Annotated in this window: 19 protein-coding genes; 5 read left to right on the top strand and 14 right to left on the bottom strand. The window is 50.5% G+C overall.

The features are described from left to right. The first annotated feature begins 886 nt into the window (after positions 1 to 886). Positions 887 to 2230 carry a 2-hydroxycarboxylate transporter family protein gene (locus I2D83_RS00260; RefSeq protein ID WP_180779415.1) on the top strand — a complete coding sequence of 448 codons (1344 nt, stop codon included), beginning with the start codon at positions 887 to 889 and terminating at the stop codon, positions 2228 to 2230. 37 nt (positions 2231 to 2267) lie between these two features. On the opposite strand, the gene I2D83_RS00255 is transcribed toward I2D83_RS00260, so the two are convergent. Beyond that, on the bottom strand, positions 2268 to 2666 hold the full coding sequence (locus tag I2D83_RS00255) for a winged helix-turn-helix transcriptional regulator (protein WP_012772786.1): 399 nt from the start codon (positions 2664 to 2666) through the stop codon (positions 2268 to 2270). A gap of 104 nt (positions 2667 to 2770) precedes the next feature. Here I2D83_RS00255 and I2D83_RS00250 point away from each other — a divergent pair, with 104 nt between their 5' ends. After that, positions 2771 to 3325: a flavodoxin family protein gene (locus tag I2D83_RS00250; RefSeq protein WP_205947336.1), complete on the top strand. Its 555-nt coding sequence runs from the start codon at positions 2771 to 2773 to the stop codon at positions 3323 to 3325. Between the two features lie 43 nt (positions 3326 to 3368). Beyond that, the gene (locus tag I2D83_RS00245; RefSeq protein WP_205947335.1) at positions 3369 to 3773 is read left to right on the top strand and encodes a MoaF-related domain-containing protein; all 405 of its coding nucleotides are present in this window, start codon (positions 3369 to 3371) and stop codon (positions 3771 to 3773) included. Between the two features lie 363 nt (positions 3774 to 4136). Here I2D83_RS00245 and I2D83_RS00240 read toward each other — a convergent pair whose 3' ends face one another. The 8 genes from I2D83_RS00240 to ibpA form a co-directional block, all read right to left on the bottom strand. Beyond that, entirely contained in the window at positions 4137 to 5030 is an 894-nt protein-coding gene (locus tag I2D83_RS00240) for a hypothetical protein (RefSeq protein ID WP_205947334.1), read from the bottom strand. 370 nt (positions 5031 to 5400) lie between these two features. Then, entirely contained in the window at positions 5401 to 6306 is a 906-nt protein-coding gene (locus tag I2D83_RS00235) for a hypothetical protein (RefSeq protein WP_205947333.1), read from the bottom strand. 116 nt (positions 6307 to 6422) lie between these two features. Then, positions 6423 to 7145 carry a two-component system response regulator DcuR gene (gene dcuR, locus I2D83_RS00230; protein ID WP_010281107.1) on the bottom strand — a complete coding sequence of 241 codons (723 nt, stop codon included), beginning with the start codon at positions 7143 to 7145 and terminating at the stop codon, positions 6423 to 6425. Beyond that, positions 7138 to 8766, bottom strand: coding sequence for a sensor histidine kinase (locus I2D83_RS00225; protein WP_180779418.1), 1629 nt, complete (start codon positions 8764 to 8766; stop codon positions 7138 to 7140). Before I2D83_RS00225 ends, dcuR begins: the two co-directional genes overlap by 8 nt. 190 nt (positions 8767 to 8956) lie before the next feature. Further along, positions 8957 to 10369 carry an anion permease gene (locus I2D83_RS00220; RefSeq protein ID WP_012772782.1) on the bottom strand — a complete coding sequence of 471 codons (1413 nt, stop codon included), beginning with the start codon at positions 10367 to 10369 and terminating at the stop codon, positions 8957 to 8959. Positions 10370 to 10953: 584 nt separating this feature from the next. Beyond that, positions 10954 to 12612, bottom strand: a complete 1659-nt coding sequence (locus tag I2D83_RS00215; protein ID WP_012772781.1) for a putative transporter — start codon at positions 12610 to 12612, stop codon at positions 10954 to 10956. Between the two features lie 177 nt (positions 12613 to 12789). Next, a complete protein-coding gene (ibpB, locus tag I2D83_RS00210; RefSeq protein WP_205947332.1) occupies positions 12790 to 13239 on the bottom strand; it encodes a small heat shock chaperone IbpB in 450 nt (149 codons plus the stop codon). Between the two features lie 155 nt (positions 13240 to 13394). Further along, on the bottom strand, positions 13395 to 13808 hold the full coding sequence (ibpA, locus tag I2D83_RS00205) for a small heat shock chaperone IbpA (protein WP_205947331.1): 414 nt from the start codon (positions 13806 to 13808) through the stop codon (positions 13395 to 13397). Between the two features lie 384 nt (positions 13809 to 14192). Between ibpA and I2D83_RS00200 the strand changes: the two genes are divergently transcribed. Then, positions 14193 to 14603, top strand: coding sequence for a YceK/YidQ family lipoprotein (locus I2D83_RS00200; RefSeq protein ID WP_180779420.1), 411 nt, complete (start codon positions 14193 to 14195; stop codon positions 14601 to 14603). 35 nt (positions 14604 to 14638) lie between these two features. Here the strand turns inward: I2D83_RS00200 and I2D83_RS00195 are convergent, their stop codons facing one another. Continuing rightward, positions 14639 to 15919, bottom strand: coding sequence for a YidR family protein (locus tag I2D83_RS00195; protein ID WP_205948115.1), 1281 nt, complete (start codon positions 15917 to 15919; stop codon positions 14639 to 14641). 236 nt (positions 15920 to 16155) lie between these two features. Between I2D83_RS00195 and bhsA the strand changes: the two genes are divergently transcribed. Continuing rightward, a complete protein-coding gene (bhsA, locus tag I2D83_RS00190; RefSeq protein ID WP_012772777.1) occupies positions 16156 to 16413 on the top strand; it encodes a multiple stress resistance protein BhsA in 258 nt (85 codons plus the stop codon). 165 nt (positions 16414 to 16578) lie between these two features. Here the strand turns inward: bhsA and I2D83_RS00185 are convergent, their stop codons facing one another. The 4 genes from I2D83_RS00185 to I2D83_RS00170 form a co-directional block, all read right to left on the bottom strand. Next, entirely contained in the window at positions 16579 to 17976 is a 1398-nt protein-coding gene (locus I2D83_RS00185; RefSeq protein WP_194431339.1) for a glycoside hydrolase family 1 protein, read from the bottom strand. A 25-nt stretch (positions 17977 to 18001) separates the two neighbouring features. After that, entirely contained in the window at positions 18002 to 19324 is a 1323-nt protein-coding gene (locus I2D83_RS00180; RefSeq protein ID WP_012772775.1) for a PTS cellobiose transporter subunit IIC, read from the bottom strand. Further along, a complete protein-coding gene (locus tag I2D83_RS00175) occupies positions 19321 to 19644 on the bottom strand; it encodes a PTS sugar transporter subunit IIB (RefSeq protein WP_012772774.1) in 324 nt (107 codons plus the stop codon). Before I2D83_RS00175 ends, I2D83_RS00180 begins: the two co-directional genes overlap by 4 nt. 336 nt (positions 19645 to 19980) lie before the next feature. Beyond that, positions 19981 to 21426 carry an MFS transporter gene (locus I2D83_RS00170; RefSeq protein WP_205947330.1) on the bottom strand — a complete coding sequence of 482 codons (1446 nt, stop codon included), beginning with the start codon at positions 21424 to 21426 and terminating at the stop codon, positions 19981 to 19983. Positions 21427 to 21776: the final 350 nt, after the last annotated feature.

Genomic DNA, 21776 nt, shown 5'->3' with positions numbered 1-21776 from the left:
GCGATAAAAACCGATACATTGCGGACATAAAGAAATTATCACCATTAAAAAAACTATAGTCATCTGGTCTTACATGTCCAAGATTTGAGCACTATTTTTTGTTAAAAACGTTAACAGCAGGTGAAAATCCTGACGGATAATAAGAAATTCTGATATTTACCCCGTCACCATAAGCAGATAAATGACTATCTACGCTACATAAAAGAACTTTGCTGTCCCTAACATCAATTGGTAAAAGGGCGTGCTAAATCGTGTTTCTCTACGGGTTTCATCATAAGGCTAGATGCTGTTACCGTGGGCGAGGTGGGAGCAAAGTGGTTACGTTGTCGTCAGAAACATATACCTGCGAGAAAATGATATTACTCAATGATTAACTGGCTATTTTAATTAAATAAATATTTTCACTAAAATAAAAGTAGGCTATTTACTTATTCCCATAAAGTGGTATTTTCATTCTGTGAGTTACCTCCCCCCCTCCTTTAATCCCCCTCCAACGCGCTCAATAATTTATTTTAATTACAAAAAAATGACGTAAGTTATTTAAATTGGAGTTGCTGATAAGTTCACAAATACGTAATTAACGTATTATTTTTAACATTTCATCATGCTAGATTACCCTCAGAAGTGATTCATTGTTAAATAACATCCATCATTCCTTACCATTTTGTTACTAATTGATAAAAAACAAAAAAACGTATTTTTCTGCTTTCTGATAATAAACATCCCGCCGCCATTGGCATTAGCGACGTTCGATAAACATACCGATATCGATGAGCAAAACGTCAATCAGCTACGTCGATAACGATGCACTATCAATATCGAAGCGACATTACGCGGCAGGCATGTAATTTCTTTCTGTACCAACTGTCCTAGCAGGGTGAATATAATGAAAAAAATTGAAACTGATATTCTATGTGAGAACAATCTCGCTCTGGAAACACAAGAATCGTTTATCGGCGGCTTTTTTAAAAAGAAAGTCGGCTCCGTTCCCGTTGCGCTTTTTATGGCGATTGCCGCCATTGTCGCTATCGCCGCCTACGAGGGATATTTGCCTAAAAACATGATTGGCGGTTTCGCCGTCATCATGACCATGGGATTTTTACTGGCGCACATTGGCAGCAACATTCCCGTGTTCAAAGACATCGGTGGCCCGGCGATTCTGTGCCTGATGGTGCCTTCCGTGATGGTGTATTTTGATCTATTCAATGACAACACCATGAAAACTGTGCACCTGTTGATGAAAGAGGCGAACTTCCTGTATTTCGTCATCGCCTGTCTGGTGGTCGGCAGTATCTTGGGCATGAACCGTAAGATCCTGATTCAGGGGATGGTGCGCATGTTCGTCCCGTTGGTCATCGGCACGGCAACAGCACTGGCAACCGGTTTGCTGGTTGGTAAACTGTGCGGCTACAGCTTCTATCACACCTTCTTCTTCATTATCGTGCCAATCATCGGCGGCGGGATTGGTGAAGGCATCCTGCCATTATCTCTCGCCTACTCTGCCATTCTGGGACAAACCCCAGATGTGTATGTGGCTCAGTTAGCGCCTGCTGCCGTCGTCGGTAACATCTTCGCGATTCTGTGTGCCGGCGTGCTGTCTCGTCTGGGTATGCGCCGCAAGGATCTGAATGGCGAAGGCCGTCTGGTTCGCAGCGATGAAGACAACGCGATGTTTGCCGTCAATGAAGCACCAAAACCGGTCGATTTTCATCTGATGGGCGGCGGATTGCTGATGATTTGCGCCTTCTTCATCGTCGGTGGCCTGTTTGAAAAACTGGTACACATCCCTGGCCCGGTGTTGATGATTCTGATCGCCGTGTTCTGTAAATACGGACGCGTTATTCCTGCCATTATGGAAACCGGCGCGCACAGCGTTTACAAATTCGTTTCCAGCTCTCTGGTCTGGCCGCTGATGATCGGGCTTGGCATGCTGTATATCCCACTGGAGAGCGTCGTCGCGGTCTTCTCTGTCGGCTACGTCATCGTCTGCGGTTCTGTGGTGCTGTCTATGGCGCTGGTGAGCTTCCTGATTGCGCCTTACCTGAACATGTACCCGATTGAGGCTTCTATCGTGACCACATGCCACAGTGGGCTGGGTGGTACAGGCGACGTCGCGATTCTGTCCGCCTCTAACCGCATGTCTCTGATGCCGTTCGCACAGATCGCCACCCGTATCGGCGGCGCGTCTACCGTCATCGCCGCAACGCTGCTGCTGGGCTGGTTTGCTTAATCTCAGTATCACGGTTTCCCCCAATCAGGGGGAAACCTTATTGATCATAGTGCGACTGCGCCAATAAAACGTCTTCGATATTTTTCTCGGCCCACCTGGCCAGCGGTTCAACGGCTTCCGATAACGTTTTACCCAACGGGGTTAGCGCATATTCCACCGTAACCGGCACCGTCGGGAATGCCTTTCGGGAAAGCAGACCGTCCCGCTCCAGTTTCTTCAGCGTTTGGCTCAGCGCTTTCTGCGATACCCCTTCAATTTCCCGCCGCAGTTGGTTAAATCTCAGCGGCCCTGTTCTCAGCAAACCGACTATCAGCAACGCCCATTTATCCGCCAAACGTTCAAGCACCATTCTCGCCGGACAGCCTTGTAAATAAACGTTATAACGCTGCTCACCTGCCTCAGTTTCCTTTCTCTCAGTCGCTGAATTTTTGGTCATGGTATACCCGAGTAAACTTAGTAGATTCAAGGTAACTTCTTGTTATGTTGGTTTCTAATATATACCTTATTGCCGTTAACTCCTAACCTGAATAAGGAAACACCATGACGAACGTTGCCGTTGTTTACTTCTCTGGATACGGGCATACCCGGCGTATCGCGGAAGACGTTGCCGAAGGCGCTGATGCGGTACTCGTTGCGATTGATGACGATGGCCATGTCGATGAACAGGGATGGGAAACGCTGAATGCGGCAGACGCCATTATTTTCGGAGCGCCAACTTACATGGGTTCCGTTCCCTGGCAATTCAAAAAATTTGCCGACGCGACTTCCAAAGCGTGGTTTACACGCGCATGGCAGGACAAAATTTTTGGCGGCTTTACCAATAGCGCCAGCCTTAACGGCGATAAGCAAGTTACGTTGATTTACCTGCAAACCCTGGCGTCTCAGCATGGCGGGATTTGGGTAAGTCTGGGGCTTGCACCATCAAATACCCTTGCCGCGACGCGGAATGATGTCAACAACCTCGGTGGCTCCGTCGGCCTTCTTGCGCAATCTCCATCGGATGCAGGCGCAGAGGCGATCCCCTCCGGCGATCTGGATACCGCAAGACACTACGGCAAGCGTGTTGCAGACATTGCACGCCGCTTCAAAGACTAATTACGAACACTAACCCTAACCCTAACCAAAGGCGTCACCAAACATGAAAAAAGCACTTTCTGTTTTATTGCTGAGCGGTCTGCTGGTCACTAGCGCAACGGTTTCAGCGCAACAGACCGATCCTCATGCCGTTCCGCTGGCAACCGCGTCGGAATTCATCGCTACCGGCAAGTCCTATAACGTCGATTTCGGCGATCAGAAATTCCGTCTGGATTTCAAATCCCCCTCTGAAATGACGTTCACGTCTCCCGATGGAAAAAACAAGGCAGATGTTGCAATCACAACCACGGAGGTCGGTGATGGGGTGTATATGATCTACTGGTCACGCCGTGCAGGGCAACACGTGGTTCACGTCGACGACTTCAAAAACGGTGTCTCTTATACCAACATCGTGTTACCAGATGGCTCCATTTCTCGCCGTCAGGGTACGCTGATCGAGATCAAGTAAGCGTTTACCGTTTTAGTATCGGTACAAATAGCACGAGGCGGGATCGCTCCCGCCTCGTTTATCTCATTCCACACATGACACTCAATTCCGTTTGCTTACCACCACTATCTAACCTTCTTGAAAATGATCAGAATTAGAGCCACGCAGATGGGGAAACCAATTAATACGGCTGAATACATGGAATCCATAGATTCTCGCATATCAGCTAATATCGCAAAATGGTATTCAACTGGCACTGTTTTATCAGATAAAAAAACCATTCTTTCCTTATCTTGAACATGTCCAAAAGAAAAAAGAGCAATGCTTATCAAATAAAAAAAAGAGACAAAGCAAATACTGAACCATCGAATAAAAGTCTTGCACTTACTTGTTAACATCATGCATCCCTTCGAATAACCCACCGACAGTACCACCAGAATAAGGTGAAATTTTACCTATACCAGAAACCACCTCGGACACGACTCTTAAAGCGGTATCTTCGCTTATCGGTGTGTAGTTATCAGTATTCGGGTACTGCTTTCTAAACTCACTGGTCATATCAACAACAAGCATCGATGATTCAGCGCTTTTTCGTTCTAAATACCGCTGTAGCGATACCGGCACGGCAAAATCTTCTTCGTAATTAATTCGCATCTGAGAGTGAGTTGTATATCCTCCCTCAAATATCTGTGATCCCGCAATCTTCACGCCTTTTGTCGCATGGGTTGTACAGTTCACGCCTGTCACATCATATTGATCGACTGTACGACCGTTTCTTTTAGTGCTTTCTCCCATCTTGATGGTTTCTTTCACTTTGCCCCCTGAACGCCATAGCTTTTCAAAGTACAATCGAGCAATCGCAGGATTCGCATCTGTAATGAGAAAAACCTTAGCTTCTGTTTGGTACAGCTCTTCTCGGTAATATGTTCTGGCATCTTCAAACTGCAAAAAATTTAAGATGCCATCACCGACTGCCCCGGCAACACCAGACCGTCTACCAAAGCGGCCATAGGTAAAAACAGAAGCATTATTACCCTCATGTACAGAGACAAAGGTGTGACCTGTGCCCTTAATTTCTGTCCAAATAAACACTCCGTTTTCTAACGGGTTATTTTCTTTCTTGCACTCTTGAATTTGATTAACCCATTCTCCTTTTGAGGACGTGAGATAAATCGGGTCATCACTGAAGTAATTTATTGGTTCGGGCTTAATATTTTCCCGTGGGTTACGCCACAACCCTAACCCACGGCCATATTGCATAAATTTATCGTGTTCCACTAAACCGGCTCCATGTGGTTTCATCATCACTGAATTGTATATAGCACGAGGCGGGATCGCTCCCGCCTCGTTTATCTCATTCCACACATGACACTCAATTCCGTTTGCTTACCACCACTATCTAACCTTCTTGAAAATGATCAGAATCAGGGCCACGCAGATGGGGAAAGCTATGAACGCAGCTAAATACACCGCATTAGTATGTTCCTGCATAATCTCCAGGCTAGCCCTGTGATATTCAACAGATATCGTTTTTTCTGAAAAATACATAATATCCTTATCAAAGGAAATCGCACCAACCCCCCCTACCAGTAGATAATAAAATAGAGAGACAAGGGCAATACTGACCCATCGAATAAATGCCTTGCACTTACTTGTTAACATCATGCATCCCTTCTAATACGCCACCGATAGTACCACCAGAATAAGGCGACACCCTGCCAACACCAGAGACAATTTCAGAAGCGCCTCTATTTACAACCATCTCAAGGTTTTTTTCACTTATCGGTGTGTAGTTATCAGTATTCGGATACTGCTTTCTAAACTCACTGGTCATATCAACAACAAGCATCGATGATTCAGCGCTTTTTCGTTCTAAATACCGCTGTAGCGATACCGGCACGGCAAAATCTTCTTCGTAATTAATCCGCATCTGAGAGTGAGTTGTATATCCTCCCTCAAATATCTGTGATCCCGCAATCTTCACGCCTTTTGTTGCATGGGTTGTACAGTTCACGCCTGTCACATCATATTGATCAATTGTGTGGCCATTTCTTTTGGTACTCTCCCTCATAGATGGAGTTTCTTTTGCCTTTCCTCCTGAATGCCACAACTTTTCAAAATACAGCCTTGCAATCGTAGGATCTGCATCCGTAATGACGAATGCCTTCGCCTCCATCTTGTACAGCTCTTCTCGGTAATATGTTCTGGCATCTTCAAACTGCAAAAAGTTTAAGATGCCATCACCGACAGCCCCGACAACACCAGACCGTCTACCAAAGCGGCCATAGGTAAAAACAGAAGCATTATTACCCTCATGTACAGAGACAAAGGCGTGACCTGTACCCTTAATTTCTGTCCAAATAAATACACCGTTTTCTAACGGGTTATTTTCTTTCTTGCACTCTTGAATTTGATTAACCCATTCTCCTTTTGAGGACGTGAGATAAATCGGGTCATCACTGAAGTAATTTATTGGTTCGGGCTTAATATTTTCCCGTGGGTTACGCCACAACCCTAACCCACGACCATATTGCATAAATTTATCGTGTTCCACTCAACCGGCTCCATGTGGTTTCATCATCACTGAATTGTATATAGCACGAGGCGGGATCGCTCCCGCCTCGTTTTCATTTCTGCCAGCCTCATTCACCGCTAGCTATTTACAACGATTTATTCACAGTACTGGCGCAGCGAGTCCTGTTTTTCCGGCAGCAGGCGATACAGATAAACCGGTCGACCGGTCGAGCCGTACAGGATGTTGGTGGTCAGGATGCCAGTGTCAGACAGATAGATCAGGTATTTACGGCAGGATACGCGGGAAATGCCAATCGCATTCGCCAGCATTTCGGTAGAGAACTCTATGCCCTGGTTGCCTTCAATCCACTCGCAGACGGTACGCAGCGTCAGGCTGGTCAGCCCTTTCGGCAATTTTTTACGTTCGCTGACCGTGCTACTACTGGTGCGGCGAATCAGGTTATCAATATCCGACTGCCCAACAAAATCACGGTGCTTGAACAAGTTCGCCTCTTCGCGATAGGCGGTCAGCGCCTGCTCGAAACGCGAGAACTGGAAAGGCTTAATCAGGTAGTCAACAACGCCATAGTGCAGCGCTTTTTTGATGGTATACACATCACTGGCAGAAGAGATGATGATGACGTCCGTCTTTTCACTGAATTCACGGATAGTCGGCAGCAGATCCAGTCCATTATCCTGCTGCATGTAAATGTCCAGCAGTACCAAATCGATTTCCGAGTCAGGTTGCATCAGCAGGTTTCGCGCCTGTTGCAACGTAGGGACGGTCGCATAGCAGCTAAATCCAGAAACCTGGTTCAGATAAGATTTGTTAAGCTCTGCAACCATGGCATCGTCATCAACAATCAGTACATTAATCATGGTCAAACAGCCTTGCTTGATAAGGAATAGTAACGAAAAACTGGGTGTACACCTCAGGTTCTGATTCAAACTCGATAGTGCCGCCAATCTTCTCCAGACTCTGTTTGGTCAGGAACAGGCCGATACCGCGCCCGCTGCCTTTGGTAGAGAATCCCTGTTCATAAATGCGCGCCTGACTCTCCGGCGAAATGCCGGGACCGTCATCCCCCACGGTACAGTGAAGGCGGCCATTCTGATGATGGAAACTCACGCTGATTTCGCAGTTTTCCTGCCCATCAATCGCGTCCATCGCATTCTCAATCAGATTACCCAATACGGTAATCAATTCATTGGTGGCATCGACATCATCGGTATCTGGCAGCAGACTCTCCTCACTGATGGAGAGCGTAATGCCGAGATCGCGCGCGCGGTTGATTTTACCCAACAGGAAGCCGGCAATCACTGGCGATTTCACTTTACGAATAATTGAACCAATTTCCGCCTGATAATTATTGGCCGTCTTCAGGATATAATCTTCCAGCTGCGAGTAATACTTTAAGTGCAGCATCCCCAGAATGACGTGCAGCTTGTTCATAAACTCGTGCGACTGTGCCCGTAGCGCATCCGCATAGTACGACATCCCACTCAACCGTTGCAGCAGTTGGCTGATTTCCGTTTTATCACGGAATGTCGCAATCGCACCGATAATATCGCCCTTCACAAAAACCGGAACGGTGTTGGTCAGCAGCAGGTGGCCGTTAAAGTTAATCTCTTCATCGCGCCGTGGTGTGCCGCTCTCCAGCACCTGTTTCAGGTGCAGATGTTCCAGCCACTGCTCACTGACGCGTTCGGCTGGCTTCGACGACGGAGTTTCGCTGCCCTGCGGCTTATTCTGCCGGAACAGCCGTCGCGCCTCATCATTAATTACCGTAATTCGCCCATTCTGGTCGACCGCGATAACGCCTTCCTTGATGTGTTTGAGCATCGCGTTGCGCTGTTCAAACAGATTCGAGATCTCAAACGGCTCGAATCCCAGCATAATGCGCTTGAGCACCTTCACCAAAATCAACGTGCCGAGCCAGCCGACCAGCGCCCCAGCCAGCAGCGTCCAGGGGATCATCCAGCGGTTATCGCTAATCACCTTCTGCACGCTGGTTAAGGCAATCCCCAGCGCGACCACGCCAACCTGCTTATGGTTGCTGTCGAAAACCGGCGTAAAGACCCGCAGCGCGGGATCGAGCGTTCCCCGATTAATGGCGGTATTTTCCATACCCAGCAGCGCCGGGTAGATATCCCGACCGGCAAAATGCTCGCCAATTCTTTCCGGCTCAGGATGGCTATGGCGCACCGTATCCATGTCAGTTACCGTGACGAAAAGCAGTTGATTGCGCTGGCGAATCGTCTCCGCCGCAATCTGCACTTCCTCAGGTCGGCCAATGCCTTTAAGTTCATCAATAACGACGGGAGAGGCGGCAAATGTGCGAGCAATGGCAAAGGCTTTTTCTCGCAGATGGTCTTCTGATAGCTGATTAATGCGAAAAAACAGCAAGGAATAGACCACCAGCAACACCGCGCCAAGCACAACTGACACCATCAGAAACACCGATGTTCCCAGCTTTAGCGGTGCCTTTTTCTTGCCCATGTCACTCTCCGAAACAAACATCATCACACCGTTATCTTATACTGTTTCGTCGCGTTTCGCGTGTCGTGATGCATACGCCCCGTCACAGGGACAGGGCGTAGGCGTGAAGAAAGGAATCAGGCTTAACGTATTGCGGTACATTTTTCGCCTCAGGCATGTCCCGCATCAGGAAAGCCAGCAGTACCTGCGTTTACCAGAAGCCGAGCACTTTCCACCACATGCTACCAACACCCAGCCAGATAGGGATGATGACCAGGCTGATGGAGAAACCGATCTTCCACCAGGTTCCCAGCGGCATGTAGCCTGTACCGAACAGAATCGGAGCCGGGCCGCTGGAGTAGTGCGTCGTGGACATAAACAGGTTACTGAAGATACCGAACACCAGCACGGTCAGCATCGGCGGCGCACCGGCAGCCAACGCGATAGAGACGAAAATCGCATACATGGCGCTGATATGGGCAATCGCACTCGCCATCAGATAGTGGCTGTAGTAGTAAACCAACAGCAGCAGACCCAGCATCGGCAGCCAGTGCATGCCACTCACCGCGCTGCCAGCCAGACCACCCAGCCAGGCAATCAGACCCATTTTGTTAAGCTGACCCGCCAGCGTCATCAGCACAGCAAACCACACCACGGTGTGCCAGGCTTCTTTCTCACCCACCACATCATCCCAGCTCAGCGCACGGCTGAGCAACAGCACGCTCAGGCCAGCCAGTGCGGTCAGGGTCGCATCGATATTCAGTGTGGAGCCCAGCACCCAGAAGGTCACCAGCCCCAGGAACACGCCCAGTACCACCCACTCGTCGCGGGTCATTTTGCCCATTTCACGCAGTCTTTCGACAGCGATGGCGCGCATTTCCGAGGTTTTCTTCAATTCAGGCGGATAAAAGCGGTAGATCAGATAAGGAATCAGCGCCAACGACAGGAAACCCGGCAGCAATGTCGCCAATGCCCAGTCCGTCCAACTGATGTGAATACCAAACTGGGAAGCCAGCTTCGCCACCATCGGGTTACCCGCCATGGAGGTCATGAACATCGCGGAGGTCACGGCGTTACATTGGAAAATAGATTGCACCAAGAACGCACCAATGCGGCGCTGCGTGCCTTTTTCCGGCGTGGAGTCATAGGCTTCGGCAATCGAGCGGAACAACGGTGTGATAATCCCGCCGCAGCGTGCAGATGTGGAAGGCATAGCCGGGGCAAACAGCAGGTCGGTAAACACCAGACCATACGCCAGACCGAGCGAGCTGTTCCCCAGCTTGCTGATGAACAGCAGACCAATACGCCGACCAAAACCGGTTTTGATAAAGCCGCGCGAGATAAAGAAGGCGCAGGCGATCATCCAAATGGTGGGATCGCTAAAGCCCGCCAGCACATCTTTAATGGACAATAACCCTAATATAGCGACCGAGGTCAGGCTGAACATCGCCATCGCGCCAAGCGGGTAAGGAGAGAGAATCAGACCGACAACGGTGGCAATGAAAATCGCCATCAGATGCCAGGCATCGGGTTTAACCCCATCAGGAACCGGCAATAACCATAAGCCACCGGCAATACAAAGGATAATTAGAAGCTTTATAAACCTGCTGTTATTCGCAGACATAAGAACACCACTCTTCATTAAAACGGAATTCTGTATTCCCCGTCGTACTTCGAGCCGAGTTTGTGCAGCTCTCGAATTATTCAGGAGATATTCACGACGGATGTCCAGTGCGGAGGAGTGGGTATTTCGTTATTCTTCCTTCGTCACCCTGCTGAAAACAACGCAACAGGAATCATCTGCGGAAAAAAAGACGAGAAAACAAGGGTTCAGGGTGCTTCTCTCGTCTGATCAAATCAAGTGATTAATGAAGAGATAGTATTATAATGCGCCGGCAAAATAGCGTAACTTTAGTTACTAAAGGGGTTCATTAATTTATTTAAGAAACTGTCATGGTTTTAATTTCCCGATAAAAAACCGTTTAAATTCAATAATAATTGACATTTATGGAACATAAAATTAACGAAGTTAACGACGAGGATGTGATAAAAAAACCTTATACCTAATAGTGGTAATATAATTCTTTCCCAGACAGCTAGTTATCCATTCCTTATTTATTTACTCAGGTATTTCCCTATTCATAAATAAAGAAATTAAATAGCCACGTTCCAGCGAGAAAATATTATTTTTTATCCAGCTGATAACATTTAGAGGGTAAGGAAAAGTACGGCTAACAACTGCGGCGACATAATACGTAGAAACATCGCCAGTGGATAAACCGTCGCATAAGAAAGTGCCGCCGCACCGCTGGTTGGGTGTAACCCATTGGCAAACGCCAACGCGGGCGGATCGGTCATGGAACCCGCCAGCATGCCGCACAGCGTTAAATAGTTCATCTTGCCGAGCGTTCGCGCCAGTATGCCGACCAGCAGTAGCGGCACAATGGTAATCAGCGCACCGTAACCAATCCACCACACGCCGTCGCCGTTCAATAACGTATCAATGAAATCACCGCCGGATTTCAGCCCTACCACCGACAAGAACAGCACAATACCGAGTTCACGCAGCGCCAGATTCGCACTGGGCGGCATAAACCAGTGCAGTTTACCGATACCGCCAATGCGTCCCAGAACCAGCGCCACCACCAACGGCCCGCCCGCCAGACCGAGCCGCAGCGCGACGGGAAAACCGGGAATCATCAGCGGGACAGAACCCAGCAACACACCCAGCCCAATGCCGATAAAAACGGGCAGCATCTGTACCTGCTGGAGTTTTTGCTGCGCGTTCCCCACGATATCCGCAACGGCATCGATCGCCGTTTTCCGCCCGACCAGATTCAGAATGTCGCCAAATTGCAGGCTGGCCTGGTTGCTGGCGACCAGCTCAACGCCTGCACGATTCAGGCGTGAAATCACAACATCGTAGTTTTGCTTAAGATTGAGTTCGCGAATCTTGCGTCCCAGCACCTTCTCATTCGTCACCACCACGCGCTCAACGTGCAGATCCGTACCGCGCGTCGAGAGCGATGTCTCCACTTCATGACCGATAACCAGCCGCGCCTGCTCAAGATCGTTTTTCGCGCCAACCAGATGCAGATAGTCACCCAGTTGGATGAGCGTCTGCGGCGACGGCACCATTAGCTCATCGCCGCGTTTTAAACGGGAACAGACGATGGTGTCGCGGTTCAGAATTGGCACATCCTGAATCGCCAGCCCTTGCAAATTGGTATTCGTCACCGACACATTCATGGTGTGCAGCTGTTCATGGTGCTGGCCGTTACTGACCTCAAACTGCTTAGCTTCGTTCTCCACCGCGACGCGAAACAGCACACGCATCAGCCACATCACCAGTAAAATGCCGCAGATCCCGAGCGGATACGCCATCGCGTAGCCTGTCCCCATCTGGTTAACCAATGCCGCGCTCGAACCGAGATCGGTCAAAATCTGCTGACCCGCACCCAGCGACGGGGTATTGGTCACCGCACCGGAAAAAATACCGAGGATAATAGGCAAAGGAATATTAAGCAGTTTATGCAACAGGACGGTCACCACGCAGCCGAGAAACACCGTCAGCAAGGCGAATGCATTGAGGCGCAGGCCAGATACGCGCAAAGAGGAAAAGAAGCCCGGCCCGACCTGAATGCCAATGGTATAGACAAACAGAATCAGTCCGAACTCCTGAATGACGTGCAACATGTCATCATTCAGTTGAATCTGGTACTGATGAGCAACATGCCCGACGATGATCCCACCGAACAGGACCCCGCCAATCCCTAAACCGACGCCATAAATCCGCCAGTTGCCGATCCATAACCCCAGAACCGCAACCAGCGCCAGCATACTCACGGTAAGTGCGATATCACTCATACCCGTATCCTTTGCGGACGTTTTTATTGGGAAATGTCACTGCCGTTCACTCTATTACGAGTTTATTTTGATTCTGGCAGAATGCCGGGGAAGGAAACGTGGCGGGCAACACAAAACCGCGCCCGTAATGAGACGGGCGCGGGAAATCATCAGGTTAATAACGCAGATGTCGCGTTATTATGCATCTTCAGCAGGCTGCTGGTTCAATGCCGGGCGGCCACCGCCGATGGCGATGCGCTGCGGCTGCAAGGCTTCCGGCACGTCACGCACCAGATCGATATGCAGCAGGCCATTTTCAAAGTGTGCATCGGACACATTCAGATGCTCGGCCAGCGTAAAGCTCAGCGTGAAAGGCTTAAACACCAGCCCCTGATGCAGATATTCCACGGCTTTCTCGGTCGGTGCCGGACTACCTTTCACGGTCAGGCGAGGGCCTTCTACTTCTATATCCAGATCGCTCTGTCGGAATCCCGCCAGCGCGAGCGTGATGCGGTAGTGGTTGTCGTCTTTCTTCTCGATGTTATACGGAGGAAAATCAATCGGTTCCTGGCTGCCTTGCATTGAGCTGGCTAATTTGTCGAAACCGATCCACTGACGCAGTAAAGGTGATAAGTCGTAGTTACGCATGATATGACTCCTTCTAAGAAGCGAGATTAAGATGCCCGTTCGGGCGTACCTTATGCCAGCCACATTCAATAGCTGGCGTCGTCCCCAAGCGGCAGACGATGTGTTCATTCACGGCATTGCCGTTTCAGGCAATGCACCATTAATTTGATATTGATTTACTTGATTTCAATCCGGCGCGGCTTCATCGCTTCCGGCACGATGCGCTCAAGATCGATGTACAGCAGTCCATTTTCCAGATTGGCGCCTTTTACCTGAATATGTTCGGCCATCTGGAATTTACGCTCGAAGTTGCGCTCGGCAATACCCTGATACAGGTAGTTGCGGGCAACCTGCTCACCGGCGTGGGCGCCTTTTACAATCAATAGGTTGTCGTGCGCTGTGATGTCCAGTTCCTGCTCGGCGAAGCCGGCTACGGCAATCGCGATGCGGTATTGGTTCTCGTCAACCAGCTCGACGTTGTAGGGAGGATAGCCGCCGTTGCTCTGGGTCTGGCCGGTTTCTAACAGATTGAACAGACGATCGAAACCAATAGCGGAACGGTACAGTGGGGAAAAATCGGGGTTACGCATAAAGCAGCCTCCTAAACATGCAGCGAGGATTTATTCTTTGCCTTCCTATAAGGACAGGCTCACAGCCGGAACGGATACCCTGACGGCGTATCGTTTTCTTCCGGCTTATTATCAATATGGTGACCCCCTTCAGACTTTCAAGAGGCAAAAAAGAAAAATCACTACGTTTCATGCAATATTCACTCACACTTCGAGCGTTATCACATACACTCAAGATAGGCAGGTTTTGGCCTAGTGCCGATCGTTTAAGCATCGAGATACACGGGGCGATCACTGGGGTGAGGCGTCCCTGCGGGAACCTCCGTTTCCCCTAACAACGGACTTAAGTGACCGATATTAGGCTCTTGACCCGCTCTGGCAGCAGGTTATTAATGGACAGGTAATATGACCTTACTGAAAAGCGCATTGTTCTCTTTCATTATTACCGGTAGCGGCGCGGTGGCAACCAGCGGTTGTTCCAGCGTCATGACGCATACCGGAAGCGATCAAGGATACTATTCCGGCACGCGCGCCAGCATGGATATGCTGCGTGACGACGACACGAGTTGGGCCATGATGCCGCTGGTGGTGATCGACCTGCCGTTCTCAGCGGTTGCCGATACGGTGCTGCTGCCCTACGACTACTATCGCTCGGGCAGCGATAAGAACAAAATGTCGACGCGCGAACGCATTTCGCACAGCGAAGAGCAAAACCAGACAGCCAGCTCACAGCTTGCCACTATGCCTCATAACGACACTATGCCTCACAACGACACGATGCCCCATAACAACACCATGCCACATAACCAACTGTGATAACGCTGCATGTAGCATGAGTCAGTTCGTACGGGTTAGGCGCTCGTCACAACAAAAAGCTGATTAAAGCCGTCAATCTCTCGCATATACGCAATGTGTTTCCCATCAGGGGAAAAAACCACGGCATCCGCACTCGGGGCGCTGTCCGTCCGCGCCGTCAGCCGCACGAGTTCACCGCTTTTCGCCTCACACAGCATGATGCTGTTGTCACACACAAACGCCAGAGAACGCCCATCCGGATGCCAGTTAAAGGCAGACTGTACACCGTGTTCCGTATGCGTTACCTGCCTTGGTTCACCGCCATTCGGGGAAATCGTCCACAGCTGAACCACACCCGCCTCATCGCGCATCAGGAAAGCAATCTCGCTACCGTCGGGCGAAGCTCGCAGCCAGTGGCGCGGCTGATTGACCAGGCCAGGGTAACGACGCGAATGCGTAAAGGTTAAACGCCGTTGCTGCACACCCGCTGGCGGTGAAGGCATTGAGGTTGCCGTTCCTGCCAGAGGCGCATCCCCCTCTTTGGCGTAATCCTCCAGCGCGTCCGGCAAATCGACGATAAAGATCTCCGGCACCGTTGTCCCGTCCGCCGCACGCGTATCGCCGATGAACGCCAGCGCCCAACGCTGGCGCGAACCGTCCTGTCGGATATAGCCCACCGTTCCCACCCAGCCTTCTTCATAAGCTCGGTTGATTTCATCGCTGCCGGGCTGTGGCTGCGGCGTCGTTTGGCTGACCAACACACAATAGTGGCTGCCGTCATATTCACGCGGATGGCGTTTCTCAACGGTGACGGCCTGTAGCGGCACGGCTACGCCGACATTGCGCAAGTTCAATGCCGGATCGCGCTCATGCAGCACATGGTCGTTATAGGTAAAGCTCAGGCGGCTGGCATCCGGGCTGAAGACGTGAACGTGCGTACCACCGCGCAGCGCACCGGCCTGATAAGGCGACGTAATGGAGAAGGCATCGAGCGTGATGGCTTCATCGCGCTGGCAATCCGCCACTATCGTTCCACGGCGATGGTGAAAATCATACTGCCACTCGCCGTCTGGATTTTCCGGCCCGTGGATAAAGACATAGCGTAGCGGCTCCTGCGGGCTACAGGTCACTACGCCCACATGTGCGCCCGCTGTCGCCCGATAAATCACCTCGGTTTCCCGGCTTGTCAGGTGTACTCGCTCAATTGTCAGCCCTGTGAATGAAGATCCATAGGGTCTTATGTCATAAACCAGCCAATCCCCATCGCATGACCAGCAATTAATGTTGGTAAGTTGATGACCAGCAGCATTAAACGTTAGTTGAACCTCAACAGACAAGACATCACCCCACTCATTCAACATCAGTCAATTTTTTGTAAATCAATTTCAGTTTTATGTATAACTTATTGTTTTTAATTTAAAAAAAACAAACAACATCAATAAATGTCATTCAAAAAAATAGAAAGACTACCTCAATAACATCCGTTTTTTAATTTATTAGCATCGGCGTAACATTCTTCATATCGAAAGGGCAGCCCCCTTTCACCTATCAAATCAGAAAAGGATAAGACATCATGAAAAACGTAAAAACCATCGCCGCTGCTGTTGTTCTCGCTACCATGACTTTCGGTGCTTCTGCTGCTGAATATGTTGCGCCTTCACAGACACAGAACCTGGAAAAAGTGGGCGTCGTTACCGCTACCGCTCAAGACCTAAGCTCACTACAGGCTCAGCTCGCAGCGAAAGCAGAAAAAGCAGGCGCTAAAGCTTATACCATCACGTCTGCGACCGGTAACGATCAGCTGCGTGGCTCTGCGGTAATCTTCAACTAATCATTGTTTACCCTGAGTTTTTATCCCAGTTAGCTATCCTGTAAGCATCACGTATTACCCTCTTTCCGGCTTGCCTCCTCATCAGGGCAAGCCGGTTTTTTTATGGCGGGCCGTCGCAAGCGACGTTGAAAAACATTCCTTACGTTTTTTTATGTGTGCTTTTGGTCAAAAACCATTCTCAGCCGCTATAGTCGCGAACCATTCCCCGCTTTTCTTCACCGTGCGCTTCTGCGTTGCCAGATCAAGCTGCACAAAGCCATAGCGATTCTTGTAGGCATTCGACCACGACCAGTTATCGATAAACGTCCACATATGGTAGCCGAGGCAGTTGCTGCCTTCCGCGATGCCTTTGTGGACATACTTCAGATGTTCACGGACAAAATCGATGCGGTAATCATCCTGAATCTGGCCGTTGGCATCGAAACGCTGCTCGTTCTCCACCCCCATGCCGTTTTCCGAAATAAAGCAGCGCGGATTGCCGTAATTCACCCGCAGATTGGTCAGAATGTCATAAATACCCGGTTCATAAATTTCCCAACCGCGATAGGGATTCATTTTTCGTCCCGGCATCTCATAGCTGGAGAAAAACCATTCGGGCATAAACGGACTATCAGGATTGACCAGACTGTCACGACACTGAATACGGCGCGGCTGGTAGTAGTTAATCCCCAGCAGATCGACAACCCCATCGGCCAGCAGCGCACGATCGTCTGGCTGGCAGCTCGGCAGTTGGCCGTATCGCTGTAGCAGATCGACCAGTTCCTGTGGGTACTCGCCCCTCAAAGCGGGATCGAGGAAGCTGCGGTTAAACATCAGATCGGCAATGTTGGCTGCTTTAACATCAGCCGGATGCTGAGAGCGTGGATAGGAAGGCGTCAGATTGAGGATGATGCCAATTTCCCCGCCCTGAGACTGTTCACGATAGGCTTTCACCGCCAGCGAATGCGCCAGCATGGTGTGATACGCCACCGTCGCGGCTCGCTTGAAATCCACGACGTTCGGGTAGTGGAAATCATACAGATACCCGCCTTCCACCGGCACCACTGGCTCATTGAACGTAAACCAGTGTTTTACCCTATCGCCAAACAGACGGAAACAGGTCGCCGCGTAGCCCGCATAGGCCACCACCACCGCCCGATTTTCCCAGCCGCCCAGCCGCTGCATCACCATCGGCATATCAAAATGGAACAGATTGATAAACGGCGTGATGCCCTGCGCCAGCATTTCATCAATGACCTGATTATAAAACGCCACCGCCTGCGGATTCGGTTCCCCGACGCCATCGGGAATCAGTCGCGCCCACGAGATCGACGTGCGGAACGTGTTGTGATTCAACGTCTTCAGCAGCGCAATGTCTTCACGCCAGTGCTGATAAAACGTGGAGGTATCCGCCGGCCCAACCTGCTGGTGAAAACGACCGGGCTGCGTGGCAAACCATTCGTCCCACACGGTGGCGCTTTTACCATAATTAAGGCTTTCGCCTTCCGTTTGCGGGGCCGAACTGGCGCTGCCCCACCAAAAATTCGCAGGAAAGCGAAAATCCTTCTGAAGATGATCGTGCATACGTTCCTCTCTACTTCACTCGTATTTATGCGCTGGCGCTGGCTTCGCCTGCGGCCTGCTGTTGTTTCTCCTGCTCCTGTTTAAGTAGCGTGCGCTCATAAACTTTCAGGAACGGGTAATACATCGCGGCCGACATCACCATGCAGAGCAGACACATGATCACCGGGCTGAACGCCCAGTTCGCCGCCCATGATGCGCCAATCGGTGCCGGCGTCGTCCACGGTGTCAGGGAAACCACCTGTGCGATCCAGCCGAGCTTCGTCGCCGTATAGGCAATGACGGCATTAACCATCGGCACGAAAATAAACGGCAGGAACAGCAGCGGGTTCATGATGATCGGTGCACCAAACAGAATTGGTTCGTTGATATTGAAAAAGCTCGGCACCACGCCCATGCGGCCAATCGTTCGCAGATGGACGGCACGGCTACGCAGCAGCAAAAATGCCAGCGGCAGTGTGGAACCGACCCCGCCGATCAGCAGGTAGTGATCCCAGAAGCCCTGCAAATAAATATGCGGCAACGGCGCACCGGCCGAGAGCGCGGCCTGGTTCAGCGCCAGGTTGGTCATCCAGAACGGGTTCATAATCCCGGTGACGATCAGCGCACCGTGAATCCCGGCAAACCACAGAATCTGGCAGATAAACACCGAAATCAGAATCGCAGGCAGTGAATCCGACGCCGAAATCAGCGGTGCCAGCAGATGCATAATCGCTTCGGGGATAATCATGCCGGTCGCAGACTGGATGAACAGGTTAAACGGATGCAGCGTCGCGACGATGACAAGCACGGGGATGAGGATTTCAAACGAACGCGCCACGCCGGTCGGCACCTCTTTCGGCAGACGAATCGTGATATTGCGTTTCTTCAGCCAGGCATACACCTCACCCGCATAAATTGATGTCAGGATCGCGGTAAAAATCCCCTCTCCGGAGAAGTACTGGGTGGAAATTTGCTTGTCGTGATAAGGCGCGGCCACCAGCAAGAATGCCATCAGTGCCAGCAGGCCGGTCATGATGGGATCCAGCTTGTAGTGTTTGCCCAGGCTGGCTCCTATCCCCACCGAGATAAAGAAGGTCATGACTCCCATACTGAGGTAGTACGGCAGCATCAGCTGTTCACGGTAGGCAACGGAGAAATCGAGCCACGCGCGGGCGAACCCCAGCGTGGTATCCGGCGCGAACGGCGGGAAGATGAACACCAGCATAAACGAACCGATGATCATAAAAGGCAGAGCGGCGATAAAACCATCACGAATCGCGATGATGTGGCGCTGCTGTCCCACCACACCCGCCAGCGGGGTAATTTTTTGCTCGATGATATTAACCATCGACTGATAGAGGCCACTCATAGCGGTTGTCCTGATTTTTCGATCAGTGAAAAGGCAAAATCCAGCACGTTGTCACCGCGCTGCATACCGTAATCCATCATATCTATCGCTGCCACGGGCACGCCTTTTCCCTCAGCTTTCTCCTGAAAGGACGCCAGCATATATTTCACCTGTGGCCCCAGCAGCACAACGTCATACTTCCCGACCTGCTCATCAAATTCATGGGCAGCGTAGGCGGCAATATCAACGTCCAGACCACGAGTGCTGGCCGCCTCCTTCATCTTTTTCACTAAAAGGCTGGTAGACATCCCAGCGGAACAACAAAGCATGATCCTTTTCATTTTCAGTACCCCGTCGTCATACGTTATGAATAAAAAGCGTTATGAATAAAAAAACAGCATCAATAAAAGCATCGTGAATAAACACGTCCATTGGAAACACCTCTATGGAAACACAACGGAAACCGTTTTCCATGAAAAAAACCAAGATATGAGAATAGGTTCACGAAATGATAGACATTGCCGGAAACAATGTGAGGCAGGTCATGGAAAACGTGTTTCAGACGTGAAGGAGGGGGAAAACGCGCTATTGCTACGCTTATTACACTAAGAATCTATCCCGGATAGGCGTTGTCATTTAATAGGTAATAGCAAAGCAATCCGTTGGCTGACGCTACTCTATTTTTTCTGCGAGACGTTGATACCCGCATTTGGTGCGAGTCGCGTCATATCATACACTCCGAAGGCGGTAATAATCGCAATGACCACAAATCCCAGGCGAAACCCCATGCCAGGCACGGCGGTATAGCCCAGTTCATCGCTGAGGATGTTGCCTAAGCGTATGCTCAGCGCCCCCATTGTTACCCCCAAGCCGCTGGCGAGCTGGAGTGAGGTACTGAACAGTGTATTGGCTGAGCTCATCTCTTGCGACGGAACTTCAGCGAACGCCAGCGAACTGATGCCGGTAAACTGCATGGAACGGCTCAGCCCGCCGAGGAACAGTAGCGTCAGCGTTATCAGATGCGGTGAGTCTGGCGTGAGCAGCGCGCACAGCAGCAGCGTCAATACGCAGGCAATACCATTACTGATTAGTAGCTTGCGGAAACCAAAGTAGCGAATTAGCGGCGTGGTCGCAGGCTTCATCGCCAAATTGCCTGCAAACACGGCCAGCACCATCGAACCGGCTTCAAACGCGTTCATCCCGAAGCCAACCTGAAACATCAGTGGCAACATAAAGGGCGCGGAGCTGATCGTCGCACGAAGAATAAATCCCCCACGCATGCTGATGCGAAATGAAGGCACCGAAAGCGAAGATAGGCCAATCAGCGGCGTTTTACAGGTCAAAAGATGACGGACACTCCACACCAACGTGGCAAGGCCAATCGCAATAGTGACCGCGGCTCCGGTCAGGCTGACATTTTGCTGGCTGAGCATTTCCAGCCCTACGACCAGACACAACATTGTTACGCCTGTAGCGACAAACCCAGGGAAATCAAACGGCCTACTCTCGTTCGCTGACTGGTTAGGCATCATCCGCAATGACAGCACGATGGCGATCAGCCCAAGAGGGACATTGAGAAAGAAAATCCAGTGCCAGCTGGCGTAGGTGGTAATGAATCCACCCAGCGGTGGCCCAATGATCGGTGCCACCAGCGCGGGCCAGGTTAGCGTTGCGATCGCCTTAATCAACTGATCCTTCGGGGTGGTACGCAGAACGACCAGACGTCCTACCGGAACCATCATGGCACCACCGACCCCCTGGAGGATACGCATCAGAACAAACTCAGTGACGTTATGACTCAGGCCGCATAATAGGGATGAGAGCGTGAAAATGCACAGCGCCAGGGTAAATACATTTCGCGCACCAAAGCGCTCCGCAACCCACCCATTGGCCGGGATCAACACTGCCAGAGTTAATAAATAAGCGCTGATACCAATATTAAGGTCTATCGCCGTGACGCCAAACGCCTTTGCCATATCTGGCAGAGCCGTGGCAATCACCGTTCCATCAAGAAACTCCATAAAAAAAGCGCTGGCAACCAGCAGCGCCAGCCCTGAAATCCGCCCAGAGTCAGAGTGTTCCTGCCGAGGCGCTTTGTCCCGGGATGAATCTGTTAAAGCCACATACTGCCCTCAGCGATTCGTCACGACGTGGTAAAGGCGTGACAAGATGGAAAGTTGTTATACCAAATAAACAAACTGGCTGATAACGACTTTTCAATGTCTGTGAGGCTTCGTTGAAAAATCAGATTTGGGCACGCGTCTCTGTGACGGAACTGAGTCTCAGGCAGCACGCATTGCTTATCGCCAGCCGCCGATCTACTGCTCGCTTGTTGACACAGACGTGCTTTGGATAGGGCAGTGGAACTCCTCCCATCGAAGACAAAGTGGAATCACTAAAATCCTATTGGGATAGGATCTTAGTGTGCTGATTTCAGGCATTTTCTACTTTTGGCTATAAAAACGACAAATTG

The sequence above is a fragment of the Pectobacterium aroidearum genome, assembly GCF_015689195.1.
GTDB lineage: Bacteria > Pseudomonadota > Gammaproteobacteria > Enterobacterales > Enterobacteriaceae > Pectobacterium > Pectobacterium aroidearum.
This window is presented reverse-complemented; position numbering and strand designations above follow the sequence as displayed.